18 protein-coding genes are annotated in these 26,629 nt (G+C 54.8%); 7 read left to right on the forward strand and 11 right to left on the reverse strand.

Translation table 11 applies throughout. The annotated features are described in order from the left end of the window. Positions 1-149: 149 nt before the first annotated feature. Both ACXX83_RS00235 and ACXX83_RS00240 read left to right on the forward strand, forming a co-directional pair. A complete protein-coding gene (locus tag ACXX83_RS00235; protein WP_058409978.1) occupies positions 150-380 on the forward strand; it encodes a helix-turn-helix transcriptional regulator in 231 nt (76 codons plus the stop codon). 371 nt (positions 381-751) lie between these two features. Further along, positions 752-1,453 carry an inovirus Gp2 family protein gene (locus ACXX83_RS00240; protein WP_458547309.1) on the forward strand — a complete coding sequence of 234 codons (702 nt, stop codon included), beginning with the start codon at positions 752-754 and terminating at the stop codon, positions 1,451-1,453. A gap of 60 nt (positions 1,454-1,513) precedes the next feature. Here ACXX83_RS00240 and ACXX83_RS00245 read toward each other — a convergent pair whose 3' ends face one another. Then, positions 1,514-1,720: a hypothetical protein gene (locus ACXX83_RS00245; RefSeq protein WP_458547310.1), complete on the reverse strand. Its 207-nt coding sequence runs from the start codon at positions 1,718-1,720 to the stop codon at positions 1,514-1,516. Positions 1,721-2,103: 383 nt separating this feature from the next. On the opposite strand from ACXX83_RS00245, the gene ACXX83_RS00250 reads away from it, so the two are divergent. The 4 genes from ACXX83_RS00250 to ACXX83_RS00265 are packed head-to-tail and all read left to right on the forward strand — an operon-like array spanning position 2,104 to position 13,504. Beyond that, positions 2,104-4,179 carry a hypothetical protein gene (locus ACXX83_RS00250; protein ID WP_458547311.1) on the forward strand — a complete coding sequence of 692 codons (2,076 nt, stop codon included), beginning with the start codon at positions 2,104-2,106 and terminating at the stop codon, positions 4,177-4,179. Then, on the forward strand, positions 4,176-5,729 hold the full coding sequence (locus ACXX83_RS00255) for a hypothetical protein (protein ID WP_458547312.1): 1,554 nt from the start codon (positions 4,176-4,178) through the stop codon (positions 5,727-5,729). Before ACXX83_RS00250 ends, ACXX83_RS00255 begins: the two co-directional genes overlap by 4 nt. Next, positions 5,723-11,134: an FtsK/SpoIIIE domain-containing protein gene (locus ACXX83_RS00260; RefSeq protein ID WP_458547313.1), complete on the forward strand. Its 5,412-nt coding sequence runs from the start codon at positions 5,723-5,725 to the stop codon at positions 11,132-11,134. The genes ACXX83_RS00255 and ACXX83_RS00260 overlap by 7 nt, the downstream gene beginning before the upstream one ends. Positions 11,135-11,149: 15 nt before the next feature. Further along, entirely contained in the window at positions 11,150-13,504 is a 2,355-nt protein-coding gene (locus tag ACXX83_RS00265; protein ID WP_458547314.1) for a DUF262 domain-containing protein, read from the forward strand. Between the two features lie 35 nt (positions 13,505-13,539). Here the strand turns inward: ACXX83_RS00265 and ACXX83_RS00270 are convergent, their stop codons facing one another. From ACXX83_RS00270 to ACXX83_RS00315, 10 genes are all read right to left on the reverse strand, one after another. Then, positions 13,540-14,514 (reverse strand): hypothetical protein, encoded by a 975-nt coding sequence (locus ACXX83_RS00270; protein WP_458547315.1) that lies wholly within the window; start codon positions 14,512-14,514, stop codon positions 13,540-13,542. Between the two features lie 4 nt (positions 14,515-14,518). Further along, positions 14,519-15,361 (reverse strand): phosphoadenosine phosphosulfate reductase domain-containing protein, encoded by an 843-nt coding sequence (locus tag ACXX83_RS00275; protein ID WP_024657948.1) that lies wholly within the window; start codon positions 15,359-15,361, stop codon positions 14,519-14,521. Then, a complete protein-coding gene (locus ACXX83_RS00280) occupies positions 15,354-18,716 on the reverse strand; it encodes an ATP-binding protein (RefSeq protein ID WP_458547316.1) in 3,363 nt (1,120 codons plus the stop codon). The genes ACXX83_RS00275 and ACXX83_RS00280 overlap by 8 nt, the downstream gene beginning before the upstream one ends. Beyond that, positions 18,676-19,599, reverse strand: a complete 924-nt coding sequence (locus tag ACXX83_RS00285) for a DUF4007 family protein (RefSeq protein ID WP_143979022.1) — start codon at positions 19,597-19,599, stop codon at positions 18,676-18,678. The genes ACXX83_RS00280 and ACXX83_RS00285 overlap by 41 nt, the downstream gene beginning before the upstream one ends. 293 nt (positions 19,600-19,892) lie before the next feature. After that, the gene (locus ACXX83_RS00290) at positions 19,893-20,087 is read right to left on the reverse strand and encodes a hypothetical protein (RefSeq protein ID WP_458547317.1); all 195 of its coding nucleotides are present in this window, start codon (positions 20,085-20,087) and stop codon (positions 19,893-19,895) included. Then, complete coding sequence (locus tag ACXX83_RS00295; RefSeq protein WP_458547318.1) at positions 20,084-20,209, reverse strand: hypothetical protein; 126 nt, start codon at positions 20,207-20,209, stop codon at positions 20,084-20,086. The genes ACXX83_RS00290 and ACXX83_RS00295 overlap by 4 nt, the downstream gene beginning before the upstream one ends. A 20-nt stretch (positions 20,210-20,229) precedes the next feature. Continuing rightward, the gene (locus tag ACXX83_RS00300) at positions 20,230-21,138 is read right to left on the reverse strand and encodes a recombination directionality factor (RefSeq protein WP_458547319.1); all 909 of its coding nucleotides are present in this window, start codon (positions 21,136-21,138) and stop codon (positions 20,230-20,232) included. A gap of 90 nt (positions 21,139-21,228) precedes the next feature. Beyond that, positions 21,229-22,230, reverse strand: a complete 1,002-nt coding sequence (locus ACXX83_RS00305; RefSeq protein WP_458547320.1) for a YqaJ viral recombinase family nuclease — start codon at positions 22,228-22,230, stop codon at positions 21,229-21,231. 79 nt (positions 22,231-22,309) lie between these two features. After that, the gene (locus ACXX83_RS00310; protein WP_458547321.1) at positions 22,310-23,278 is read right to left on the reverse strand and encodes a DUF932 domain-containing protein; all 969 of its coding nucleotides are present in this window, start codon (positions 23,276-23,278) and stop codon (positions 22,310-22,312) included. Between the two features lie 96 nt (positions 23,279-23,374). Further along, positions 23,375-23,704, reverse strand: a complete 330-nt coding sequence (locus ACXX83_RS00315; RefSeq protein ID WP_458547322.1) for a hypothetical protein — start codon at positions 23,702-23,704, stop codon at positions 23,375-23,377. Between the two features lie 165 nt (positions 23,705-23,869). On the opposite strand from ACXX83_RS00315, the gene ACXX83_RS00320 reads away from it, so the two are divergent. Further along, positions 23,870-26,512 carry an AAA family ATPase gene (locus ACXX83_RS00320; protein WP_458547323.1) on the forward strand — a complete coding sequence of 881 codons (2,643 nt, stop codon included), beginning with the start codon at positions 23,870-23,872 and terminating at the stop codon, positions 26,510-26,512. The last annotated feature ends 117 nt before the right edge of the window (positions 26,513-26,629 follow it).

Consider the following 26,629-nt stretch of genomic DNA (forward strand, 5'->3'; position numbering starts at 1 on the left):
TTTAAATTACTTCTTTATTTGATTTTAACGGGCATGAGGTGGGGCATGTATTTCCCCCAGCTCTATTGGGGCGCGGATTGAATCGCGGTCTCTGCGCGGTTTTTTTATACATCCCCTGCACATCCTCTGAGCCACAGAGGAGCCTGCTCATGCGAATCATCCGTCTGAAAGAAGTCATCGACTCGACAGGTCTTGCCCGGTCGACCATCTACAAATACATCGCGGAGGGCACCTTCCCGAAACCGGTATCTCTGGGCGACCGCTGCGTCGGTTGGGTCGAGAGCGAGGTGCACGATTGGATCTTGGCAAGGATTGAGGAGCGTGATCTGACCGAGAGCTCTGCAGTGCGGTCCACCGGTCACCTGAGCATGGCCAGTTAGAAACCAGCATAAGCGCCATGACCAGTTATGGCTGGTCATGGCGCTTATGCTGGGTAGGCTGAAGTCCCACGTCGGACGCCCCAGCAGGCCGAGCAAAGCGATGGTTTATTTCCGGAGTAGATACCCTGAAGGAATTCACGGAGTGGCCGTGAAAAAACACCCCGCGATCACGGTGCAGTCGAGAGCATCATTTGCGGCACGAGTATTATGCTTTTACTAGGTCTTCCCACCCGTAGGGTTCACCGGGTTGCTGAAGCGGGTTGCAAGCACTGACCGCTACATATCCAGTCGAGGGAGTCAGGAGTAGGAGGTAACGGTTAAAAATTCCACATGATGAAGATCGGTATGAAACTCAACCAGGAGTCATACCCATGCTTCGTCATCCCGATAACACCAGCCGCTACCCACTTCGTCATCCAGGTAACACCAATCTCCACCTGTACCGCCAACCGACCTACCGTGGTCTGTCCTTGATGGTCGACAAGGGGCCATTTGTAGAAGAGTACCTATTTCGTCTCCTGCGTGTTATCGAGCTGGCACTGACCCAGTATCCGAGGGTCATGGCATTCCGGGTGGACCTAAACCTGCCGAAGGATGTCGATCTGTCCGACTACGCTGACACCAATAAGGTCATCAGCAGATTCATCGAGTCCTTCGGCTCCAAGATCGAATACCACCGCAGTCAGCTGCGTGAGCAAAAGAAGGACACTCGTAATTGCAGGGTCCGTTATGCCTGGGCGAGGGAAGTTGGAATGATGGGAAGGCCGCACTACCACCTGGTATTCCTTCTGAATCATGATGCTTATCACAGGCCGGGGCGGCTGCAATCTACGAGGCGAAATCTCGTTGCGCGCCTGCAGGAGGCTTGGGCCAGTGCTTTGCGGCTATCGGTCGATCAAGTCGGTGGGCTGGTGAATATCACTGACAATGCCACGTATCGAATCTACCGGGACGTCCCCGACGGCAGAATGGATGAGCTACCGGAGTTGTTTCGGCGGGCCAGCTACCTATGCAAGGAGGCTACGAAGTCCTACGGTGGTAATCATCATGGGTTCGGAAGCAGCAGAGGCTAATTGCCTACCCATGAGGTCTGGCTCCATTACACCAACACGTTATGCAAGGCTGCCTGGCAGTTACGGCGCAAGCAGGTTGCGGTACTCAGTGCGCTGGTGGCTGATCAAAACCTGCGCTCCAGGTTGGGCTATCACGGCCAGCATCCTCAAGCGGACCTGCACGCCTGGATCGTCGACACATCCATTGAGCTTGATGGGCAGTCCGTCGATGGCTTCCGGGTGGTATCCCGTGAAGTGCTTGAGGTAATTCTGCGCGATGAGCAGCATCTGCTCCGGCCGTTAGACCAGCTTGGTGAGGATGATCAACGCTCATTGTTCCCAGAAGGGTTTACTGTTGATCGATTCGTTGAGGTAGCGGAGTCCGGGGAGATTTGGCGAGACATTTGTTAGTGACAGAGCAGGCCCTAGATTCAGCTGCTGCGTGCCGGGGGCCTGAGTATGTTGCCAAAAAAACCGAGCATGTCTTTACCCGTGCTTGGTCAGTAGATAAGGTAACGAACATCGCAAATGGAAGGTCGCGGTACAGCAGGGATGGTTTTCAATATGTGCTGCTGTCGCAGCCTTACAGTACACCTCCCCTCTGATCCCCGACAGTCGTTGATTGATTTTGATGGTACCTGTCAAGACTGGTGCCAGAGGGAGTTTGGTGCATGAATGAGTTGGTTGAGGCCTTGCTGGCCGCCGTTCCCTCCGATGGCTCCAGTATTGGAAACCAGTCGTTGCTAGAGCAACTCAGGATTCAGTTTCCACAGCTAAGAGATGAGTTTTATTGGCAGACGCGTGACGCCCTGATAGGACAGGGGGTGTTGCAGGCCGGTAAAGGTCGTGGCGGCTCTGTACGGCGTACTGACATTGAGGTTCCACCGGCAAGTGATTGGGTTCAATTCCTACGTAGCTATGGGCCGTCATCGAGCAATCTGGCGATGTTCGACGAGTACGTTTCGAGGGCGTTGGCACAGGCAGGAGTAAAGCCGATTAGCCTGTCGACACCTCTATTAGAGGACATGGTGGGGCACATTGAATCCAAGGCGCCAGGATCTATTTTGATAGCTGGAACAGCTGGTGATGGTAAGACGTACCATTGCCGTGCCCTGTGGGAGCGCATTGGGGGGGACCCCAAGGCTTGGGCCGCCAAGGGCAACGTGAAAGAGTTACATCTGGCGGATGGTCGCTTGGCTGTCTTTATCAAGGATCTTTCCGAGCTCAATGGCGAGGAGAGCGATCTGCCATTGCGGCGACTGGAAAGATCGGTGCTAGAAGGCGATGATTCTGAGGTAGTGATTCTTGCCGCAAACCATGGCCAAATTCTTGATCGTCTACGTGATCTAGGCCGTCGCCAGGAGCGTGATCACCCACTTCGCAAGCCGCTGCAAGAGCGCTTCTTACAGGCCGGGCCAGCTCCTGAGCGCCTGGCTGTGTTCGATCTTAGTCGCTCGACTAGCCGCAAAACGTTAGATGAGGTGGCTATGGCTGTGGCGGGGCATCCCGAGTGGGACAACTGCAAACGCTGTGCACTTCAGGCCGACGGTAAAGTTTGTCCCATCGACGAGAATCGCCGCAGGCTTTTGGGTGAGGCGGATGGTGGACAGCTCTCTCGTCGCTTGGGCGATTTGGTTGAAATCGCCAGGCACAATGGGCTGCATCTACCTATACGCGACTTACTTGCGCTTTGTTCAAATATGATCCTCGGTTGCTCCGATGCCAAGCAGGCCAAGGACAACCTGCTGACCTGTGCCGATGTCGCGAAGATTCAGGAAGGAGGCACTCTTGGGGCGGCTAGTGTCTATGCCAACGCCTTCGGAGCCAATCTCCTTAAGCGAAGGACCTCTGACCGCCCCATCTTCAAGGCGATGTCCAGCTTTGGCGTGGGCGATGAGTCCACCAATGCTGCTGATGGGTTGCTGGTTTATGGGAAGGACGATTTGCGGCTGCAAGCCGACTTCGAGCGTTTGGTCGCGATCGATCCTATCTATGGGGCCACGACTGCCTTCCGCGCTGCCCAAAATTCCTATTTGGAAGGGTATGAGGGGGCACGCTTGGAAGGAGAGGCGGCCGAGTTCCTTACGATGCTTCAAGACCAGCGACGCAGGCTCTTCTTCACACTTCCGGATGGGGAAAGAGGTTATCCGCATTGGTCGATGACAGCATTCTGCTTTGCTGGGGACTACTTGGAAATCATCGAAGCGCTCAAGGCGCAGAAGCCCGTTAGCGAGATAGTCCGCGGGCGCCTTGCTAAGGGCCTTAACCGCGTATTAACAGGTCTCCTTCTCGAAAACGAAGATCGCATCTTCATCGCTAGTTCGGGCGGTTTCACTCAAAGCCGAGTCAGCGTGCTTTGTGACCACGAGACGTTCTCCCGCAGGCAGGGCGGCGTAGGTATGGCGATCAAGCTTGTCGAGGATACGGGCCGCCCTCGACTCGACGTTTCGCTCGCTGCGGGCCCGGGCAATTCGGTTGCTTTCGACTTGACCCCTATCCGTCATGAGTTTCTCTCGCGTGTGGCTGAGGGGGCTTTGCCAGCGAGCTTCTCCAATGAGTGCCTCGAAGATCTGCTGGCTTTCAAGGCGAAGCTCTTGCGGAAGGCAGAGATCGTCAAGAAAGCCAGCCTAGCAGGAGATGATGATGAAGTAGGTAGTGAGACCGCCATGCTGACACTCAACTTCATCGATATTGAGCCAGGTGGTCGCGGCTTTTCACGCCCTGTGACGGTGAGGATCTCGGAATGAGTGGAATAATCAAGAGGCCTGAGATTAAAAGCGTCGATTTTTGCGTCGACGAGAACATTTGGGGTCATCGCCTTTATGACGAGCAGCTTCCTCACCTGACTGTTCTAGAGTTCTTGGGCGTACTCGGCTCGAACTTGGATCAGCCGCTCAGGCCTCACCAGGATCAGGGCGGCTCAGTTATGTTCAAGCCGCAGCGGCAAGTCCGTTTGCGTGGGTTACTGTTCAACAACCCATACGTCGAATCGATTGCGGAGAACGCCGCGTCTGATGAGGAGAAGTGGAAGCAGTGGTTTGAGCGCTTTAGACAGGGAGCCACAGGTAATGGTGATGAAGACATGACCTATCTGCGCCGCTCATTCACTAGCTTTGATGACTTCGCAAAGGCTATCGAACTGCTGCGTTCCTCGTCATTCGAGTCTCGCAGTAACAAGCGCTGGAGTTCCAAGTTCGTCTTTCCTTTCGGCCCAGACGCTCTTTATGAGGACTTGGCGATCAATGCAAAAGGAAATATGAGCAACGATCGTCGCTTCTTTGCTCGTACAGGCGAGCTGCTCTATCTCATGCTCACACGGGCTAAGCGTGGAGCGGAGCTCGGTGACAGCCTTGCCAAGCGCCTATTCGATAACGAAGCAACGATGAATCGTTTGGTTAGGGCTCTGCAAGGTACGCCGCAGGGTGTCGAAGAGCCCCGGCTTTCGGGTTATCTACCCGAAATTGCCAATAATCGTTTCGATCAAATCTGCGACGACTGGTTGTCGATCTTGGACAGGGATATGCCGATCTATGATGCATTGGAGCATTTGATCGCGATCACTGGCCTGAACATGCTGCTCTATTTCTTGGAACGAGCTAAGCGGGTTGCAGGTGATGACGATCCGGTCGAGATTATCTGCGAAATCGTCTCCAAGGAGCGAACGAAGGTGCGAGCGCTTTCTGGCGATAGCTATCAATTCAATCAAGGGCTGCCAGCAAAGGCGGTGCGGGCTCATGTTGAGTCGATCCGGTTGAATGTTGAATGGGCTGCAGCTGAATCTGCAGAGTTTCCGGATGCTGAGCGTGTAAAACTCATGCGTGACTGCTTCCAGTGGCCGCCGACTGATGGTGGCGACGACGAGGACTCCACCGATAAGAGTCCAGATGAGTTGGTTACCAAACTGGCTGATAATGCTTTGGCACGCCATCAGCAGCATGTCGGCAAAATTCATGCGTCATGGTCGCGTGCTATCGGGCTCAGCTCACGCAGACTATCGAGACGCACCCGCTATGCGCCGAACGATAGGTTACTCAAGTCGATTGTGGTTTCCATCGTGGAAGACAGGATGCAGTTCGATGAGTTTCTCGCCGAAGCCAAGTGCCGATATGGCCTGGTAATTGGTGACGCAGAGGGTGCGCGCTTAGTCAGCGCCAAGTTAGTAGACCAAGAAGAACTCAGCGAGAACCGAAACAATCTTGAGGCCCGTCTCGTCAGCTTGGGCTTGGTTCGCAGGCTTTCTGACTCCTGCTCATTTGTAGAAAACCCGTTTGCGTTTCAGGGAGAAGCGGCATGCTGACTGATCGCATTATTGGGCGTGTCGGCGCGAATATTCTCGCCCAACGCATATCTAATCCTGGCCAGTCTGGTGATTTGGCTGCGCTCTTCAGGCTAGACAAGCTTTCATCCAGTCAGATCGGGGCAGTCGCACGAGCCATCCTTGCCAATCCGGACCTGCTTGCCCGGGTAGAACTCATGATCCCGGAGGCCTTGGTAGAAGGCCAAGGCCTACCGTCTGACATTCTGATTCCACATAACGCAGGCTATGTGCGCAATAACGCTTTGACCGCCAAAGCGGCGATCCTGACTGCCAATGGCAACGAGCACAACCTCGCGGACACATTGGGTCATGTCATGGCCATTGGCGCCAAGGAGATGCGGGCTGACCCTGATCCGTGGGTCGAGGCCACGCTTCATTCGGGCGGTATTGCACCAGTCCTCGACGACCGATCGGTGTTCCACTCAGCCCTAGCCGGATTGTTAGCATCCTCGGAACTTTCGTTAGTGCAGCTTGGCGAGTTTTGTTCTGCAATTGTCGAGGCTATCGCCACGCACGGGCTGCCCATCCGTGATGCGGTTGGTTACGCCTTACCATGCGCGGGACTCCCCAGAGACAGCGCCTTCTTCTCGAATGCCAAAACTTTCTCAGCATCGCGTAAACCATGGCACAAGGCTTTCACCAAACTCTTTGCTCAGCGTGCGCCGCTGCTTAAAAAACTCCGCCAGAATGGCCAGCCTCTTGACTCGGAGGAGATTACTGAGCGAGTCGAGGCTAATACTGCAGAAATTTCGGAGGGGGCCCGCCAAGCCCTTGATGCATTCGTCGCAGCTCCTGCTGGAGATCAAGAGGCATCCGATGCCCTCGCCCAATTCGAGTGGGAAAGCGATGGCGTTTATCTTGCCTTTGACAAACCGAAAGAAAAGCAACTTGGCTTAGCAGAGTCCACGATCCGTTTCTTCGATCATGAGTGTGATCAGGAGAACTCACTCGATGCCGAGGGTCGCAAGTTATTGGAGGACTTGAAGGGGCGTGAGCGTCGCTCTGACTTCACGGAGGAGGACGAAGAATTTTTCGTTAAGCAGCGAAGGCTCTTGGAGCAAGACAGCAAACTTTGCTCGCGCTGGGAAAAAGCTCTCTATGGCAAGCCCATTGACTGCAATGACTTCTTCGAAGGCTTCGCTCGAGTGGTTAATAGCTTGCATGCCGGCCTGCGTGATTCGGAAGGAGAGCGGATCCTACGTTTCACTGTGACCAAAGGCCGTAAGGAGTGGCGCGAGCGATTCAACTACGACGCCGGCAGCTACTTCTCGGCTATGTACCGCGGCTTAAAGGAGCTCATGGGCTCCAAGGTAGAATGGAAGGTCGAGCGGTTGGGCAATGCAAACTTACCCGATCCCCTCTTCGACTATGAGGCCTTCTTCGCTAAGGAGAAGGAGCTTCGCAATGATAAGAAGAGCAAGGTTCGTCCGAACCCGTCGCTATCGCGCCTAGCCCTGCAGATCAAGTTTGACGTTGCCTTGATCCAGATCGCTAAGGACAAAGAGACAGTGTTAGCTAAAACGCAGCTCCTTTGGAGCTACAAGCCCACGTCAATTGGCTTGTCGATGGTCGCAGACATGGGCCGCCTCTTGGAGAAGGGCGCGGTAGGTTGTACCGAAGTCCCCCGCAAGTTAGTAAGCAAGAAGGGTGGGGTACAAAACGTCTCGTTGCTCGACACCGGGACGCTGGAGGCGACTTACTCGACTGATGCGGGGTCGCTGGTTTCTTCGGCCAGCAAGCTCCAAAGCCTGCGCCATGTGATTAAGACCCGGATCAAAGAGCTCGCCGAGCAGGGTAGGCTGACGGCTCATCAGCAGAGCGAGGTAAAGGTATCGTGGGATAAGTTCGAGGAGGATTACATCAAGGCGATGGAGGACTTCGTCACGACTGGGCTACATGGCGATGCCGTTATGCGTCAAGCGGAGTCTTACGCCGAACTGTTGAACACCTTGATGGTAAATGCTCGTGGTGATGTGTGTCGCTCGCGGCTGGTCGCTGAAATACTATCGGTCGGGACGGTGCGTGTTGCCGGCGAAAACCCAGCAGTTATCATCCCGCCTTGGCATCCAGAACGAATGAAGGCTCTTGCGGTAAAGACGCGACGCGTTGCCGGTTTCGCTACACACTTGCTCTCCAGCGCTAGCATTCTCTATGGTGACCGCGAGATTTTTATGCGGGAACTTACCGACGAGATCGCTCATCCGTTCTATCCAGAGATTGCGGTTCTCAATCGGGGCGGCGCTTTGACGCTTGTCTCGGAGAGCAGCACGGTTAACGGTTATAGTCTTTTGGAGTCACCGACGCGTGGCGCTGAGGAAGCCATGACCGATGTCGATCCAACGGCTGCAGCCAAACAGGCGCGCGAGCTCTTGGAGCGTTATGTTGGGCTGCAGCCCCACGAGGCAAGCAACCTTAGCGTTGTGCTTTATAACGCAGATGCAGCTGAGTTGCCGCTGGCCACAGTGCGCGAGCTCTCCTCTATACAAGAGGATGGCAAGCTCCAATGCAGCGTTTCGGTACGCCACTCAGATCAAGGAAAGCTGCGGCGAGTCTATGGCGAGCTGGTCAACAAGGCTGGTGATGATCCCGATCTGCCAGTAGTCAGCGAAACCAGCGAAAACTTCATCTCGAAGCTGCGTATTTCTGTAATGCCCCTCTCGGCGACTCCAAGAGAGAGTGCGCTGGGTTTTAAGGCTTTCGATGTGGCTTTCCTGCATGACGTGGTCGCGCGCGAGGCCCAAACAGAATGGCTCCCAGTGCAGTGGACCAACGATCGGCCGAACTTGGATCATGCGCCTTCCCGCTGGTCTTACCGGAGCGTGTCAGGTGAGAACGAGCTGAAGTCGACCACATTCCTAGTTTGCCCATGGCAAACGGCATCAGGTTGGGCGTACGTGTCGGCTGTCGCCGCAGTTTGCCGGCAGACGGACGCTATGCCAGGGGAGCGATTCCTGCCTGCACGCCGCATTTCCCTTCAAAGCCCAGCTCTGGCTGAAATAATCAAGGACGCTCACGAGTTGGCCGAATGGGTAGCCACCTACGACGAGCTTCTCGACAAGCGCCAGCTTCAGCACAACAACATCACGGTGGTGCGCTACCGTAGAGGCTCGACTAATGGCCGCAATATGATTGTTAGCTCGACCTCGGAGCTTCGGTTGTTGAGCGTGTTGGTTCGTAGACGCTTGGATGAGTTGAATCTCCAGCTCGGATCCGACGAGATTCAAATCGCTGTCGACAAGGCGAAGCGCGACGCACTTTCAGTCTCCGGAGATATCGTACTGCGTGCAGCCAAGCGAGGTGTATCTGCCGGAGAGATGCTAGGCCTTGTGCTAAGTCGTTACTTGCTTGCAGAGGAGTTCCAAGCCTCAGCGAATGGTAGGCAGGTATTGACCGCCTATTTCCTACTCGACGATTACGCAAGCTGGCTATCTCAACCTGAAAGCCGTATCGCGGATATTTTGGCGCTCAACGTTGAGGAGTACGAGGAGACTGTTCGCGTCGTCATTTCAATTGTTGAGGCAAAATATGTTGGAGCCGATGGGGTGGCTCAGGCGCGACGAGGCTCCAAGGATCAGCTATTAGCAACATTAGGCATGTTCCGTGAGGCGCTCTTCGGTGATCCTGGTCGCCTTGATCGGGATATTTGGTTGGCCCGCTTGGCCGATATGCTTATAGATGCGGACATCCCGCCCGGTATGACGGGTTTGATGGAGCGTGCTCGCGCCAAGTTGCGAGATGGCGATGTAGAGATTTCCCTGCGTGGGTACTCGCACGTTTACGTTCACACCTCGGACGCAGGTTCCGCCTCGGCGTCTGAGCAGGAGCTTCTTGATGAGACAGGGGGCGTTATGGCTTGGCAGGAGGTTTTCGATCGGCCGGACTTGCGAAAACTCGCCGAAGCTTATGCTAAAGGCTCTGGAGGTCACGAGGTTCGATCAGGTATTGGGGCCCAGCAGCCTTGGGAAGGGCACTGTTTTATATTGCCCGCCCCGCGAGTGCCATGGTTGGCCGCAATAGGTCAGCTATCAAGTGGGCAGATTGATACGTTTGCTGAAGAAGCCGCTTCGTTAGGTAACGACGCCGAGATGGCTGCGCCGAGTTGTCCAGTGGTTGCGCCTCCAGTACTGACAGAGGAGCCGGTTCTTGCATCCGTAGCTATTGCAGATTCAACTTCAGATCAGCTTTCTGTTACGAGCTCCAGCTTCGGGGGCGGGTTCTCTGATCTGGTCGCGTCAAAGTTCTCCGGTGGTGCGCAAGCCGATGTCGAACGGGAGGAATGGGCTCAAGAGGTCACAAAGAGGCTTAAATCTGCGCTTAATAGCTACGGTCTCCAGGCGGCTGTTCTAGGCACTCGCTTGACTCCAAACGGCTGCCTAGTTCGTTTGGCAGGTTCTGATCGCTTGCGTGTCGAAGATATCGAGAATAAACGAACACAACTCCTTACTACTCACGCCATCAACCTAGTAACTGTCCAACCTAAGCCAGGCGAGATCGTGGTTACGGTCGCTGGCGCAAAGAGGCAGGCTGTGTCCCTTTGGGAGCTCTGGTCGCGTCGAGACCTCAATAGAAATGTTGCGGGTATCAACACCTCATTTCTACTGGGGCTCCAGGAGATTAATGGCGCGTTGCTGTATCTGAATCTGGGCGCTGAGTTTGGTGGGCTTTCATCGCATGAACCGCACTCATTGGTGGCTGGAGGTACGGGCAGCGGCAAATCGGTGCTCATCCAGGCCCTTATATTAGATATCGCTGCGACCAATCCTAAGGAGCTAGCCCAAATCATCTTGATTGATCCTAAGATGGGGGTTGACTACGCGCCATTGGCCGACTTGCCGCACATGCGGGATGAAATCGTAACCACCAAGGAGAAAGCATCCGAGGTTCTTGACGCTCTGGTTGAGGAGATGGAGGACCGCTACCGCGCTTTTGCGAAAGCCAGAGCTCGCGATTTACCGACCTATAACTCGAAAGTATCGACCGAAGAGCGACTGCCAATGGTCTTCCTGATCCACGATGAATTTGCAGACTGGATGCTCGACGATGCTTATAAATCCGCAGTCGGTACGGCAGTTCAGAGGCTGGGCGTAAAGGCACGTGCGGCAGGTATTCATTTGATCTTCGCGGCACAGCGTCCAGACAAGGATGTGATGCCGATGCAACTGCGAGAAAATTTGGGCAATCGGCTGATCTTGAAGGTCTCCAGCGAGGCCACATCCAAGATTGCGCTCGACCGGCCAGGAGCTGAATTGCTGCTGGGCCGAGGGCATCTGGCCGCCAAGCTCAACGGCGAGCAGGGCCTTGTTTTCGCGCAGGCTCCTTTTTTGTCAGATCAAGATATCGAGGCGGCTGTGGCCGCAATCCGAGCTGATAACTCAAGCCAGTAACTTAGGAATTTATTTGTGGCGCAACCTTTCAAACACGATGCAGCTAGCCTTTACGACTTCTTCTCCCAGGGAGGGCGCGGCTTTTACGTTCCTTACTATCAGCGCAACTACTCATGGGACGAGGAGAACGCTACGAAGCTCATTGAAGACATTTTCTCGAGCATCAAACGCACATTGACAAAGCCCGAAAATAGCATCTTTCTGGGGACGGTCATTCTTCATGAAGAGAAGAATGTGCAGACAGGCATCCACTCCGACACTCCAAATTTGTTGACTAAGGTGGCTAACGTTGTCGATGGTCAGCAACGCATCACCTCGATCTCTATTCTCGCTTGCGCTATCGAAGAACAGATCAATCAGATGGTGCCTAAGCTCAAGGCGCTTGCAGGTTCCGCGCCGGAGTTCACTACGCTGGCCACCGAGTTGACTGATGAGCTTCCGAACATTCGCCCGTTTTACGCAGTTGAAATCACGAAGACCGGTGCGCAGCCGAAGTTGAAGCCGAAGATTATTAGAGCAGGTGACATCTCCTCGAATCCGGTTTCGGATCAATGGACTCTCTGCGGAGACATCAACCATTACTATCGGTCCAATACATCGAGTTTCCTCTCGAGTTTCATCGCAGGTATAGCTATCGATTCGATCTCGACAGACGAGCGGGTACGATCGGTATCGGAGGTTTTTCGACAGAAAATCAGCGAAGAGATCAAGGCGGCGGACGCATCGCTTGCAACCGGGTTGTTTTCGGCGAATTGCGTCACCGATGGAAGTCTGTCCAACTTTATGGCTTATCCCCCTATCTGGGCGAATATCCACACCCTTCCGCCAGATGAGCAATCTCTCTACTACGGTGGGATGTTGTTATTGGCAGTCTGTTCGTTCCTGAAGAATTCATGCCATCTGGTTGTGATCGAGTGTTTGGATCTTGGCTTGGCTTTCGACATGTTCCAGTCGCTGAATGCTACAGGCACTCCGCTGACCGCATTCGAAGTGTTCAAACCGCAGATTGTTAAAGCCTGGGACGCAGGTTACGCCACAGTTATCAAGCCGCAGGTAGATCGCATCGAGAGGGTGTTTGAGACCGAGAGCAATTCGTCAGACAAAGAGGAGCTGACCGACAAGGTTATCGTGTCCTCAGCCTTGGTATTTAATGGGATGGAGCGAAGCCGGCGCTTTAGTGAAGAGCGTGACTGGCTGACCGACACACTTGAAGGGTCTCTTGCCGCAGGCGTGCCGACGCAGAAGTCGGTCGATTTCATAACATCTATCGCGGATCAGGCAGAGTACTTCCTAACCTTCGTTAAGCCGCGGAGGTCTCCAAAAAACTCTGCCACATTCGGCTTGTGTAACCACTTGTTGACCATGGGGCTATCGCCACAGCAGGCTGACCGTGCTGCACTTTGTGTGTTCTATCTCAAAGACGCCGGTCATCAGTTCGCGCACGCTGTGCTGAGCGTCTTTTATTCCAAGCTGCTGCGCGCGCAGGCCAGTGCGGCCGCTAAGGTAGCTGCTGCGACTGAGTTCGTAACGGTGTGCGAGGCAACGGCTGCTTTCTTCACGCTCTACATGGGGGCGCAGCAGGGACGCTTCCCTGACTCAGATTATCGAGCCTTGTTCCAGTCGACCGCAGGGAACATCTCGTTCGCAAATGGCGCATCGAATCAGACGGCCGCTTTCGTTAAAGCAGGGTTCAGGCAGGCATTGGGAAATCAGAAGGTCTATGACGCAGCGGACCCAGTCGCAGCTCGTAAAATCTGGGTGGACCTGGCTAAAGAGAACGCCTGGTATTCTCGAAAGGCGGTTTGCCGGTTTGCGCTGTTTGTTTCAGCTCATGACGCTGCACCAGACCTTACGGCCGCTAACGAGGGGCTCTTCACCAATGGGATGCCGAACTCCGCCGATTTGCTTAATTGCCGAGTTTGGCATTCTAGCGAGTATGAGGTTATCGAGCACGTTGCTACTCGCGAGCGGCCATCGTTGATCAAGTTCCCTGCACACTTCTTTGCCACGATTTATCCTGGCAACTATTCTATCGTCGATAAAATCGGCAACCTGACCCTCCTCTCTGGGCCGGTAAATTCGTCAATCTATTCCGAGTGGCCCGACAAGGCATTCTATTACTGGAATCTCACAACACCAGGATCGACGGCAGCAGGCACCACAGGAGTCTCTCTCGCTGCCTCACTCGGAATTGGCAGCGTACCTCCCGCCCTTTCGTCTTTGGTCGGTGCTTCGAACTACCTCTCACACTTGGCTCCTCTTGCGTTGAGAGGACAGCATGGCCTCCATTGGGATGACGCTTTCATTGCGACGCGCTCCGAGCACTTGTGTCAGCGTGTGTTCGACAAGCTTGACGCCTGGTTGCGGTAAACCATCCCGGGGTTGCGCAGCACTCGGCTCGACCGCTAGTCATCATCGTCTTCATCGCGCTCGTAGTCGTAAAGGTCTTTGTGAAGAGCGAACTCGCTCTTCACATGAAGATCTTGGACGTATTCGAGCGTGCAGTTAGCTATAAAGCGATCGAACTCTTTGGCATAGGCATCTCGGATGGAGTTGTAGTCATAGGATTCAAATCCTTGGGCGAACCATCTGAGGATGATCTGTATGTAGAGGGCTGAAACTCTGCATGCATGTTTTAGCATCAACACCAGCTCTTCGCTGTCCTCGTAGCCACCATAGTCCGCAGGAGGTCCCAAGGGGAAAGTGCCATGCGCGACATGATTTCGAAGGTTGCGCACTAGCTGCAGCGCATAGGTCAATCGGCTTTCGGCTCCCAAGTCGAGCCCGTGAACGGCAGCATTGTGCTCGGCTTTGTATCGAGCGAAGAGCTCGATGAAATTGCCGCAGTGATGTTTGAAGTCCTTTGGCGCAGCTGATACCCCTTTGCTATCAAAGAGATCATCCAGAAGTGCGACTGTCCGCAGGCTGCTCGCCCTTTTGAGCTGTCTTTTGGCTACGCCCTTGCGGACTGACAAGGGGCCATACAAGTGATCAATGAAGCGATAGGCCTCTTCCAAGCCATTGCAGACGAACATGAAGCGCGTGAGCCCGGTGGCATGAGTCGTGTAATGCTTCGCGTGGGCAGCGATGTTGTCGCCCACGGTTTCGCAGTAAAGGCCGGCGTCCGGTGATTCGAACTTCCAAGTGTCGACTTCGACTTTCTCGAGCTGAGCGGCTAGCCTGAGCCAGTCTCCGATCGTCTCCGTTTTGATCGTTGCTGTTCCATGCTCGCTCACGTAAGACGACGTATTTCCAAGGTAGTCAGCAGCCAAGCCCACTTCGATCAAGTGTTCAGCAAGCCCCCTAGTCTCTGCGCAAATTGGACAGGGTTGTTGGATGTTGGGTTTCGGATCGTCTGAGTTCATCTGGCCGTTTGCCATGGATTTACTTGTGACAGATGAGGCAGGAGCTATTGCCTTCGTCGTCTCCGTAAACGTCATCGATGTCCTCCGGGAAACTTTTTACTGGGCGGAGTGGGTTTATAGGGATATTTTTACGAAGGCGCGCACGGCGGACTTCATATTCGGCTTTTATCTCAATAATCCGAGCGGGCTTTTCTAGATCCCAAAGCGACTCTCCCTTAGACCAAGTGAAAGGAGAGCCATGCTCCAATGCATCTTTCTCAAGTTCCTTGGCTTTTTCGTAGTCCTCGGGGTGACGCTCTTTGAGGCGAACCCATTCGATCTTCTGTTGGAAGAAACAGAATGTGCAGCCACTGCGAGAGCGCCATTCGTAGTACTTTGGATAACCCAATCCCGAGGACTCGAGAATATCGACGACACTAGCTTTGTCGACGCCCGCCTCACGGAAGGGAAATTTCACAAGCATGTTTTCGGCTTTTGCTGAGTACCCCTCGCGGTACTCCTCATCAGCCCGGATCGCTACATAGGAGAAAACTTTATCTCCTGCTGCCAGCCATGGTTTGACCCACTGTTCGAACGGTGCCAGTTTGAGCTGACGCGTACACCAGCGAGTCTGTGCGCTGGGGAGGAAATGGTTGTATTCACGCAGCCAAAAGCGGAAGTCCCGACGGGGATTAAGTCGCTCTATGGGCTTGCCTAAATAGCCTTCGAGTCGTCCCAGGAACTCGTAGACCTCGGGAAGCTCCTCGCCGGTATCCGTAAAGAAGTAGTCGATATCCAGCTCGGGATGGTGATCACGCATCCACACTGCCAAAGCTGCACTATCTTTTCCTCCGGATAAACCCAGTACGTGTCGCTCAGTCATCCATCTGTTCCTTTTCGATAACCAGATTCATTCCGACTTTGGCCAAGATGGCAAGTAAGATGTCAGTATCAAGACCTTGATCCTCCAGCATTTTGGCTATTTCACTGGCCTTTTCTTCTACTGTTTTACGGTGACGTTCTGAAATAGAAAAGGATCTAGAAATCGTCGTTGTTTCCGCTCCTACGCCAATGACAACTGCGATTGCTTCACTTTGTGCTGGACGATCTTTGACAGCGACGAAGGCCTCAGCCTCGCGGAAACGTCTTGCGAATTGGACGAGTTCGAGCACCGCAGCGTCGATATGGCGGTCAACCCAGTCGCGTGGTGGTTTATCGGCGGCTAGGCTCAGAATACCTTCCAAGACGGAGCGGCTGCCATCGTAAGACGCCAGTCTTGTCGAGAATGCATCGAGCCTGAAGTTGCCTGAAACGCCTGCTACGGCCCGTGCTCTTTCACGGAGTGATTCCAAGTTGTCGAGAGGCGCATCGAGCGCTTTAAGCATCTTGGCTTCTACTTCGGATAGCATCATTGCATAAGCTGTTGCGATTTCTTTCAGGGGCGCGCGCAGAGCATTCACGTAGGCTTTGCCATCGGCTACCTCCAGCAGCGTTGGTAAGTCGACGAACAGAACTTTGTGCGGGTCGCTGGCCTTTAGCAGCATGTCACGAATTGCTTTGGCAGTTTCACCCAGCCGCTGTGTGCGCCGAGACCACTCTGGCAAATTAAAAATCAACGCCACAAGGCCACGCGCCGCCTCTAGAGGATCAGCAGCTCCTCCTATTTCCCCAACTTCCTCGAGGAGATGAGAGATGCCATCTAAAATTTGGCTCTTATCCTCATCAATCGCGATCCAGCGGAGCGTAAAGCGGGTCGGATCTTGGAGGCACTCGTCGATGTCAGCATCGCTGAGTCGAGAGATGAACATGCCTTCCTTGTATACGGCGATGTTGGCTTTGTGCACCAACAAGAATGCTGTCAGAAAAACTGGCAGTATGCCCCGCTTCATGCCGTACGGCGGCATGCTCCAATGGTCATAGATGGTGCTCACGCTTACGCGGGCGCTGGTATCGGCAAAGAGTTGCTGAGTGAACGCCCAGAACTCGGAAAAGCCTTTGGGTGAGGCCTCGCATGGCTCGCAGACGCGCCAAGCCTCTCCCTCTTTACGGTATAGATGTGATGCCACGAGCAGTGTTTCGAAAAGGCCGCGCTCGGCAGGGAAGCCTTCAATACCTAACCGCTCTTGGCCTTCGGCGTTGATCATTGCGTGTAACAGATCACGGCGGGCTTTAACGCTATTGCTCGACACACTATCGCGATTAACTAGCTCGCTCCACACTCGAGGACAATGCTCATAGAGGTCGTCGGCGAGGTCTGAAGCAATAGGTGATAGCTTTGCACCAGGCTCAATAACCTGGTCGTTACCATCATGCCATTTGCACAGTGAGGCAGCAGCTTGAAGTTGGTCCTCAAGGTCGGAGCGAGTAGCGGCCAAGCGGGCGAATACTTCGCGGCGGGCGACAGGGTCTCCTCCGAGCTCGTGGCGTTCCTTTACCTGCTCTAATGCAACCAATTCGGTCGACAGTTCCGCGATGCGGGCATGATTATCCGGGATGCCTACTAGCACCGGCCAAGGTTCTTCGTAAGCACAGGCCTGAGCTCGCTTTCGAGCCTCACGAAGAGGCATGTCTCGGCCGGGAAGCGCAAGGATGAACTGGCCGAACTCTCCCCGCTGGGGTTTGTAAGTACTTGCAATCTTTTCCGCTTGCTCGATGCTTCGCAGAGAAATTTCCATCCAGCGCATTGAGCCCGTTTCGTGGTAGTGCCGCTTGGCGACCACTGGGTGCATTCCCATAAGCTGGGATAATTTGGCGTAGTCAATGCCAGGAGATGACGCTACAGCTTGGGCAATAGCTGCATCGATATCGAAGTCGCTACCTTCGAAAACTGACCAAGCTCCGGTATAGCTCTTGAACAGAGCCACTTTGAGCGAGGCCAGTTTCTTCAGTGCGGCCTCGATCTCATCCTGTGGCACGCTGTGGAAAAGGGTCGACAAGACTGGTAAGTCGGCGGCAAGCCCTGAACCAGTGCGGAAGAGGTCGATGACGGCGATGTTTTTAATCAGAGACACCTGCAGCAAGTCACCAGATTTGGCCTCAGCGCGCTCCACAGCTTCGACAGCTTGGGACCAGCGGTGCCCATCTGCAGAAGCTAGGATGGCAGGCTCTAGGTTCGCACGCAGATATTCCCAATAGTCGCTAGGGCGATACCAGTTCGATTGGTTCAGCGGAGTCGATTGTAGGTAGGCGCGAAACCCATAAGGCTCGACTGAAGATAGGAAGCCAAAGGTGCTCCGCTCATTTTGACCGAACTGCCGCTTCGATATTGGACCCAACAATGCAGCCATGGTTGGATGCAGCGGCCAGCAGCGTTCTAAAGCAACAGCGAAATCATTGCCGACGGCTGGGCGACGTGACCTGACGGCATCGGCAATAGAATCAGAGGCCCCCCGTATCCACTCGGGTCGCCGCTTTGCATCAATTGCACGGCCGATAAGCTCGACAACCTCGTCGCTTGCCGCCACGAAAGGGAGGTCAAGGTAACGGCCTTGAACCTTGCCCCAGTCGTCACGAGTGTCGATACCAAGACGGTTGGCGTACTGTGCGAAAGATTGATGCAGCACTCCAATCACAACCAGTCTGCCTTCAGCGCGGGCAGATGCTTCTGCGAGCTCTTGGAAGAAGTAGACATCGTCGCCCACGCCTAAGGCCGAAGCTTCAAGGAACTTGCCCATCTCATCAATGAACACCAAGACACCATCGTTCGGGCGGTCTTTGGCTTCGGCGATCAGTTCATTGATGACGTCCTGTGCATTGGGTTTGTTGCGACCTTCAAAACCCTTGTCCTGAGCCTTGCGAAGGGCTAAGTCCAGTTCCTTGACGACACTACCGCGCCGGCCAACCACTGGGATTACGAGCCACCCGTCTTGAACTGGAAAAGCACTGTCAAAGTTTGGCTTCGAGTCCAAATTTAGTGTAGATCGGGCTTTTGCGCGAAGGCTCTTATCAGTATGGAGGGCGCTCGCCAAAGCTACGGCCAGAGATGATTTTCCGCCGCCGAAGGGGCCTGTCCAAGTGAAGCTGCGCTGATTGGTTGCGGCAAGCTGCCTACTCATGCCCTCTACCACAGTCGCTGCGGTCGAATGGAAGATATACCCGTCGAGTGCGTCGGATCGGCCAATGTCCGCATCAATACGGATTGATCTTTGGTACTGGTGAGAAATCTGGACGATGTCGGCGAGCACTGCCTCTCTTACCTCAGTCATATGCGCGCCTAACCATGTCTTGTCGATCGTCATCAGAGAGGTTTTTTTTGTGGACTTGGCGAAGGCCAGCGGAGTCGGACCACGCTAACTTGCCTCCGGTCAGATCGGCCAAAGAGATCAAGCGCTGGGCTATCGACTCTTCGTCGAGCTTAAAGACTCGACCTGGAGAGCCTTCTGCATATGCGATGGTCTCGAAAGCTAGCGAACTTTGGCTGTCTGCAGTTCTGCGCCAAAAATCCATGAGGGCATAAGTGAAGACACCATCATGAAGTGCAGCCTTGGGGCCGCGTCGGAATGCATATTGCCCCTTGTGTACTTCTTGCAGCAGCCCCAATTCCCCGAGTAAAGGCTCGGCAAAATCCTCTGGAGAACCGGTTGCTGCCCGTGGCGCGTAGCTACGTAGACAGGTCTCCAAGTCACGCGAAATAGTTGCTGTAGAAAGGCGGTGCTTGGGATCTAGGCTTCGGGCATACAGGGCCAAAGGCTCTTCGAGTTCTTGGCGTGTAAAGGTTGGAGCTGTCACGTGATTGAAGAGCCAATACCATGTGGTCGAGCGGTGGTGCCGCCCGGCGAGGCGCCAATGTACGAGCCATGCTGTAGACGGGTTCTCCGCATAGGGGTCGAGACCTCCATTTCGCAGTATCTCCATTGCCAGGCTTTTTACGCGGAACGCATCGCCTTCTTCGGCCATGATCCCGCATGACAATGCCCAATGCCGAATCGATGAAACCATGTTTTTACCAACACCGAAGGCTGCGATTGCAGACTCATCGGTGAAGGTTGATTTGGTAATCAGTCCGTCATTGCTCGCTTGATCGAACGCTTTCTTAAGCCACATTTGGCGAAGAGGAAACGTTTCATGTCCGGAGAGGTGCACGGATGCTATTCGGTTAGGTTTGGTGTTTGTATTCTTCATGATTTCAAGCTTACCGCGAACTGGTGGATTACTCCAGTTCGAGACTCTACGAGTTTTAGCTGTATGTGTATACAGTTATTTGGCGTTCATCCGCAACCGATCCTGAGCTCTCGGTGAGGTGCCGGATCGGCTGAACGCGTCGCCCCCCTTTGGAGGGGTTGCTAAGGCAAGGGTATGTCGTCTCATGATCTGAAGTCAGGCCTGGAGTTTTGAGATTGTGTGCTTGGATGACCAAAAAAGAACGCGTTTAATGAGTGAGCAGCCTTGAGGCTGCCCGCTCATTGACTGATAGCTCAACGACTTCGTTTCTGTTTGAGGTGCTGCAAGGTGATGAAAATAAAGGACGCAAGCAATATCGCCACTAGCACAACAGGCACGCGTAGCAGCATCAGCAGCATAAGCATCACCGCTAGGCAACCAGCCAGGACTCCGACAAAGGCGAACACAGCTGCGAGAAGCTTGAGTACCGCTAACAGCAAAGGTTTCATAAGTGCCCCCGCACGGCCATCGACACGCAATCCTCGTTCCCGATCACGATGTGGTCGCGTGTCCTGACATCTACCAGGTAGGTGCCGGTGGCTTCTCCGGCTTTTAGCTTATGCAGTTTCATCTATTGCTCCTTGGGCCGGTTTAGGTAGTAACGGATTGCGCCTGGCATTGGGTTGCAAGCTTTTCAGCTAGGTCTGGTTTGCTTGAATGCTGCGGTGGAGGTTTGGACGGGTGTTGATCGGCATTGGCTTCAACTGAAAAGAACTCTTCAATCACGGCGCTACTGTCTTCCTCGTTGTCCTCGAACGCACCGTTACCAAAGCAGCGTCGTGCTGCCTCATCCAGCGCAATCTGATCGAAGCCAGCAGTCTGCCGTTGTGCGTCCAGTTCGTTGGCAGTCAGCAGCGCCTCGGCCATATCCATGCCGGTGCGTACGGTGAGATCGACGTAGAAGATTGGCGTGCCATGGCTCTGCCGAGTTGACTTGCCGCGCAGACGCAGCTCCAGCGGCAGGCAGGCTAGTCGGTTACCCGACATAGCCTGGAAGTAATGCAGGCGTGCGGCCAAGGTGCGGATGCTGTTAAAGCCGGTGGTGCGGAACACAAAGCTTCCGAGCGGATCGTCATCGCCGATCAGTACATTCAGCCGGCCGTAGGGTTTGCAGGCACCGCCTTTGGCCAGCGGGCAGGCATCAGGCGATGGGCAGGGCAACGATTGCATGCCGTCTCGGGTGACACGCTTGCAGGTCTCGCCATTGCCCACGCACAGCGGCCGCCCGGATTGCCGGTCGAACAGCGTGTAGTCGGCGCGAAAATTCAGTTCAGGTTCGTTGAACAGCAGACGTACCGGGATGCTGCGTAGCTTGTACTCCTGGCTTTTGCGCAGCTCATCGTTGAACGGGTGCAGCAGCCAGCCGTCCTTGCCTTGCACCTGTGAAGTGATGGTGAACTGGTCATCTTTCTCCGGCAGGCGTTTGCCGTTCTTCTCGATGACTTTGCCTATGGAAATTCGCCCGAGTACCGGCGGGGTGATAGCCAGACCTTTGAGCATGGTGGTTCTCCTACAAACGAGAAAAGGCCAGCCACGCAGCGTTAACTGTATGGGCTGGCGAAAGGGAGGAAATGGTTAGGCGTGATTGGATTAGCCGACCAGAAAGCGCCTGCTGCCTTCCTTGAGCTTGGTGTAGCGAACCCGCAGGTAGGGTTTGTCCTTCAGCATGCGTTCAACATCGAGCACGTTGCTGTCTTTGGATTTCTTCCAGCTGATAAAGCCGTGGCTGAACTCCGCGCGGGTGGCATCTCCCATGGCCTGTTGCAGCAACTGCTTTAGCTGGGCTTCGCGCGTTTCCTTTTCGCTGATGGATTGGCGCACAGCTTTGAGCTCTAGGTAGGCCGCTGCCAAACCAGCGCGGCCACTGAAATCAGCGGTCTGGCCGTTGTCCTCCGGATAGAGCGCACGCAGTGCCATTTCAGCCGAGGCTGAGCCATCAGCAGGCGGTGGTGTGTCCGTCTCGACGTAGTGCCAGAACTTACGCTCCAGCTCGATCAGGCGGGCAATCATCTGCTCGTCCCGATCGATGCGGTGGATCTCTAGGGTCTGGCCGCCCAGCAATACAGCGACATCCGCAGCTTGCTTGCCGGTGACTGCAAGCTGGTGCATTACCTGCAGTTGCACATACTCGGGCACGCCTTCTTTCCAGAGGCGTGCGCCGTTTATGCCGGCTGTCTTGCATTCGAGGATCTGCACATCGTCAGCACCGATTACCTCTCGGTCGATGTTGGCCAGCATCCAGGACAACTCAGGGTTTGGATGCTGCAGTACGGCGTTGATGCGCCGTACGCGTTTGCTGGTGCGCTTGCTGTAATGCCAAGCCACGATCGGCTCCAGCACATTGCCCCAGTACATCGGGCTTTCCTCATCGTGCGGATCGGCCTTAGGCAAGGTGGTGTCGCGACCTGTTTTCTCCAGCCACAGCTCTAGCTGCGACTTGTAGGGATTTAGGCCTACTGCAGCGCCAGCATCCGAGCTGCCGAGGCCCTGTTTACGCACCATCAGCCAATCTTCACGAGGCAGTTCCTTGGTACTGATTAAACGCAGCGCCGGGCGCGGCTTGCTGGCGCGGCTCAACGAAGTAGCTTTCATAGCGTTCACCTTGTGGAAATAGAAACGCCCGATCAGCAACCAGGCTGATCGGGCGTTATGGAGTGGAGGAGGTAAGCGGTTAGGCCACCAGTTGCAGAGCGGTGTCCAGGGCGCGTTGCTTGATCTGTGCACCTTGGCCGAACCAGGCCGAGTCCATGCGGTACTCGTTGCTACGCGCCCGGCGTTCGTGGTCGACATACTCGGTCACGGAGTTGAGCAGGCCCCAGGCGGTGCCGCGTGCCGAGTCGAGCTGACTGCCCCGACCACGACCTTCGAACAGCTCCTGAACCTTGCGCAGAGCGCGTTCGTTGGGCAGTACCTCCGGCAGTGCGCTGGTTGGACTGGTCTCACACAGCACGGTCATGAAGAACCCCAGCGCCTCATGCCACTGCACCTTGCGCTCAGACAAGGCCCGCATGCGGTACATAAACTCATCCCACTGTGAGACGGCGATGCCGAGCTGCTTCTTCACTGCTTTCGGATCGAAGCGGGTGTTGTGCGGCACCTTGATCGCGCGGCTGGTGCCGTCCAAGGCGATGGTCAGGGTGTTGTTGCATACCACGCGCACTGTGGTCGGGGTTGCCGTGGTGGCCAAGGTGCCGTCGCAGGACGTGGCCAGCAGCAGGTAGCCGTTGACCTGGTCATTACCCTTTATCGCTGCGCCCTGACCGGTACGCGCCAGTGCCCAGAACTTACGGCCGCCCTTGAGTACGCCAGCGGTTTCCAGCTCGTAGCCAGAGACCTCAGTCAGATCGCGGTAGAACTCCAACACTTCCCGAGGCTGCACGGTGTGATAGCGCTGGGAAACCACTGACAGCGGTGCCTTGGTGTCCGAACGGAAGAGTACCTTCTGCTCGGGGAAGGAATGGATCGCGCCCAGGTGGCCGACGGTCTCTGACTTGAAGAGTACGTGGCTTTCCTGGATCGCCCAATCCATGCCGGCTTCGCGTTGCCAAACTTCGATGGGTTGCTTCTGAGTGAGCTGATTGCCCAGGCCATGCCAGGGAGTTGCGCCAGCGTAGGCCATAGTTTCGACGAGATGAGCCATGGTTGAGATTCCTTTGGGTGCAGGCCGGCATAAAGCGCCGCGCCCAGCGCAGCACCGTCCGGACGATATGGATAGAAAAGGTGTGGCCCTGCCAGATCAAGCCGGCAGGTTAAAACGGTGACCGCAGAGCAAGCAGAGGTTGTGGGCCAGGACGTGGCGATCAAGCGACTCACCCAGTTGGGCGCCGAGAGCACAACCGCCGACACCGCCGGCCAACCCGCCGAGGATGGCACCCGATACCGAACCGAGTGTGATACCGACAGGCCCAGCAATAGCACCAATAAGTGCACCAGCCTGGCCGCCAGCCAGCGCAGCGCTGACGCCACGCGCAGCACCGCCAACGGTGCCGATGGCCGCGCCGATTTTCATAGAGTGATGGAAAGAAGCGACTTTGGGGGAGTGACAGCGAGGACACTGCAATGACATGAATCGAAGCTCCGTGGTGGGGATGTCATGGCAATGATGTAGGTCTGAGATAATTTTGAATCGAATGGCTGTTTGGTTGGATACTCAGTTGTAGGAAAGACCCATTTCAGCGTCACCGCACGACCCCGTCCGCGGAGTCGAATTATCAACATACGTAGATGTGACATGACCAAAACCCTATCCGAGTTCAAACGTTTCCTAGCGAAAGCCGGTCCTAACTTGACCGCTAAAGAAAAGCAGCTTGCCAATTTGATGCTGGATCGTTTCTCGGATGTCGAGGATTCCTCGTCGGCAGGAGGGAGACGCGGGAAAGTTTTGGCGAAAATGATTGTTGAGAACGGGGAGGCTGCGTCTCCGGAACTCAAGATCGAAACCGAAGCGGCGAACACTGGCAAGGATGGAATAGTTCGACTGTCCAAATTGACCGTCGAGCATTTCCGGGGCTTTTCTGACGAGCATACTTTCGAGTTTAAGAACCCCTACACTTTCGTGTACGGTCCGAACGGGACGGGGAAGTCAAGCCTGTGCGAGGCTCTCGAGTATGGCCTGCTCGGATCGATCCACGAAGCCGAATCCAAGCGAATCCCTGTTGCCGAGTATGTTAAGAACGCTGTATCGAAGAAGCCGGGGAAACTTCAACTTTTCGGAGACACAGCCAACGCTAAGGCCGTGAGTGTAGAGGCGGACTCGAATCGTTACGAATTCTGTTTCATCGAGAAGAACCGGATCGACGGGTTCGCTCGGGTGGCGGCGAATACGCCAGCTGCCCAGCAGGCTAGGCTGGCAGCGTTATTCGGTCTTGAGGAGTTCAACGCTTTCGCTACGCAGTTCAACGAAAGTATCGAGGGATATTTGGATTGTGTCGGCAAGAAAGGGAGTGAGTTTGCCGAGCTAGCGAAGGGAATTGCCGGTCATCAGGAAATCCTCAAGGGATTGTCAGCAAAGGAAAAGGACGCCGAAACGCGCTTCGCGGCGATGCTTGCTAAATTCCCGGAATGCAAAACCGACGCGGACATCAAAGTCCAATTGTCTGGCCAGGACGGAAATGGCGGAAAACTGAAGGCGAACAACACCGAGATCGGTCGACTACAGAATTTAAAGTCTGTGGAGAATCCGGGAATTGATGTTCTATTCGGCGATGTCCAGGGCTTGCTCGGGCTACTTGACGAAAGAGCGGAGGCCACCGCGCACCTGAGCCAATATAAAGACCAGCTTTCCCTTCGAGATCTCTACGCCGCCATTCTCAAAAACCGGGAGCAATTCGGGAACGCTTGCCCCGCCTGCGCTTCGGAACTCTACGTGGATGGGCAGCTCGTCGTTCCGGTGGATCCCTATGGCCATGCGGCGGAAAAGCTTACCCAATTTGACGACGCACTGAAGAAGGAAGCACGTATTGCTGAAATATTGGAAGCTTTCAAACAGGGCTGGGAGGGATTGCAAGCGCGATTAGGCAAGCTTCAAGTGACGGCCGTCGCCATTAACTACGAGCGAAAGAGCCATGTTGAGGAGCTATGCGCAGAGGGCTCTAGAGCCAAGGAGTTGGCGACCGTCCAAGAATTTCTCATCGATGTGGTGGCGGCGCAAGAGCTCATGCAGGAATTGGAAGCAGCGATCACGTTCCACAACCAAGCAGTAACCGAATCAAAAGTTGCCATCAAGAAACTCGATGATGAAAACGCGTCCATCGCCAAGGACCTCGAAGAGATCGTCTCCATCTCGACGATCCGTAACGCAAATACCAAGAGTGAGAATGATGCGCAACAGGCGATAGCCAAATTCAACACCGATAACGAGACCCTCATCAAAGAAGTTGAGGCTGAAGTCCCGGGTGTCACGAGGAACCGCGACTACTGCATCGCATACGCTACGTTCCGCAAGAAGCTCCTGGATTACAACTCGTCACTTCCACTTTCCCTTGCGAAAGATCTGAATGAGAAAACGCTCCGGTTCTACAACGAGATTAACAAGAACGACCACCTTTCCGACAAGCTGAAATCCCTGACATTGCCCACGGGAGCTGGCGGGAAAATTTTGATCGAGTTTGAAACTGGCGGAGAGTGTGACGCGCTCCAAGTCCTGAGCGAGGGCCACATCCGTTGTTTGGGATTGGCAATCCTGTTGGCGAAAATGACACGTGACGATTTGCCGTTCCTCATTTTCGATGACGTGGTGAACTCCATCGACGACGAACATAGGGGCGCGATCATCGATCTCATCCTTAATCCGGAAGAGATTGGCAAGCGTCAGCTCGTAATCACGACTCACGGAGAAGACTTCGTAAAGCGTCTCGAGAACGCCGTGCCGATGAATGCGTACAAAGAAACGGTAACCCGCATAGATTTCCTACAGCCGTTATTAGCGAAAAAAATTACCGTGAAACTTGACTCGCCACGACATTACCTCACGGTCGCCTCGAAAAGTTTCGAAGAGGGGAGGACGCGGGATTCGCTGAGCTACATCCGAAAGTCATTCGAGGAGCTGCTCAATCGGCTTTGGAAGAAGATCGCGAGCAAGGATCTTTCCGCCCAGATCAGCGTGGGAATGAGGGGGCCTGGTTTGCCCGACCTCATGAGTTTGGCGACTGGATTGAACAAATTCTTGGAAAGGAAGGACGTGACGGTTTTCCAAGACGTTCTGCCACATCTTGCCGAGATTTTGGGGCAGGGAGAAAAGAACAGGATCGAGTGGAACTACCTGAACAAGGGGACACACGAAGAGGATCAAGAGGAAGAGTTTGATGCGGCGGTGGTAAAGCATATGCTCGATACCGTGATCAAGCTCGACGGAGCGCTCACGCCGAAAGCCTAAGGTGAAGGAATCGGGCGAAATCCGTCCCGACGCGTCGGCGGAGTCGAGCGTCGGGACGGTGCGGGTAGGTGATGACTAGCCTAAACCGCCTTTGGCAAGGTTGTATCCAAAAATCCG

Source organism: Pseudomonas sp. GNP012 (genome assembly GCF_054343835.1).

Excerpts from the sequence above, each read along its gene's own strand:
- ACXX83_RS00285 (WP_143979022.1), bottom strand. The coding sequence starts at position 19,599 with ATGAAGAATACAAACACCAAACCTAACCGAATAGCATCCGTGCACCTC.
- ACXX83_RS00305 (WP_458547320.1), bottom strand. The coding sequence starts at position 22,230 with ATGAAAGCTACTTCGTTGAGCCGCGCCAGCAAGCCGCGCCCGGCGCTG.
- ACXX83_RS00295 (WP_458547318.1), bottom strand. The coding sequence starts at position 20,209 with ATGAAACTGCATAAGCTAAAAGCCGGAGAAGCCACCGGCACCTACCTG.
- ACXX83_RS00310 (WP_458547321.1), bottom strand. The coding sequence starts at position 23,278 with ATGGCTCATCTCGTCGAAACTATGGCCTACGCTGGCGCAACTCCCTGG.
- ACXX83_RS00315 (WP_458547322.1), bottom strand. The coding sequence starts at position 23,704 with ATGTCATTGCAGTGTCCTCGCTGTCACTCCCCCAAAGTCGCTTCTTTC.
- ACXX83_RS00300 (WP_458547319.1), bottom strand. The coding sequence starts at position 21,138 with ATGCTCAAAGGTCTGGCTATCACCCCGCCGGTACTCGGGCGAATTTCC.
- ACXX83_RS00260 (WP_458547313.1), top strand. The coding sequence starts at position 5,723 with ATGCTGACTGATCGCATTATTGGGCGTGTCGGCGCGAATATTCTCGCC.
- ACXX83_RS00275 (WP_024657948.1), bottom strand. The coding sequence starts at position 15,361 with ATGACTGAGCGACACGTACTGGGTTTATCCGGAGGAAAAGATAGTGCA.
- ACXX83_RS00290 (WP_458547317.1), bottom strand. The coding sequence starts at position 20,087 with ATGAAACCTTTGCTGTTAGCGGTACTCAAGCTTCTCGCAGCTGTGTTC.
- ACXX83_RS00270 (WP_458547315.1), bottom strand. The coding sequence starts at position 14,514 with ATGGCAAACGGCCAGATGAACTCAGACGATCCGAAACCCAACATCCAA.
- ACXX83_RS00250 (WP_458547311.1), top strand. The coding sequence starts at position 2,104 with ATGAATGAGTTGGTTGAGGCCTTGCTGGCCGCCGTTCCCTCCGATGGC.
- ACXX83_RS00255 (WP_458547312.1), top strand. The coding sequence starts at position 4,176 with ATGAGTGGAATAATCAAGAGGCCTGAGATTAAAAGCGTCGATTTTTGC.
- ACXX83_RS00245 (WP_458547310.1), bottom strand. The coding sequence starts at position 1,720 with ATGCTGCTCATCGCGCAGAATTACCTCAAGCACTTCACGGGATACCAC.
- ACXX83_RS00240 (WP_458547309.1), top strand. The coding sequence starts at position 752 with ATGCTTCGTCATCCCGATAACACCAGCCGCTACCCACTTCGTCATCCA.
- ACXX83_RS00280 (WP_458547316.1), bottom strand. The coding sequence starts at position 18,716 with ATGACGATCGACAAGACATGGTTAGGCGCGCATATGACTGAGGTAAGA.
- ACXX83_RS00320 (WP_458547323.1), top strand. The coding sequence starts at position 23,870 with ATGACCAAAACCCTATCCGAGTTCAAACGTTTCCTAGCGAAAGCCGGT.
- ACXX83_RS00235 (WP_058409978.1), top strand. The coding sequence starts at position 150 with ATGCGAATCATCCGTCTGAAAGAAGTCATCGACTCGACAGGTCTTGCC.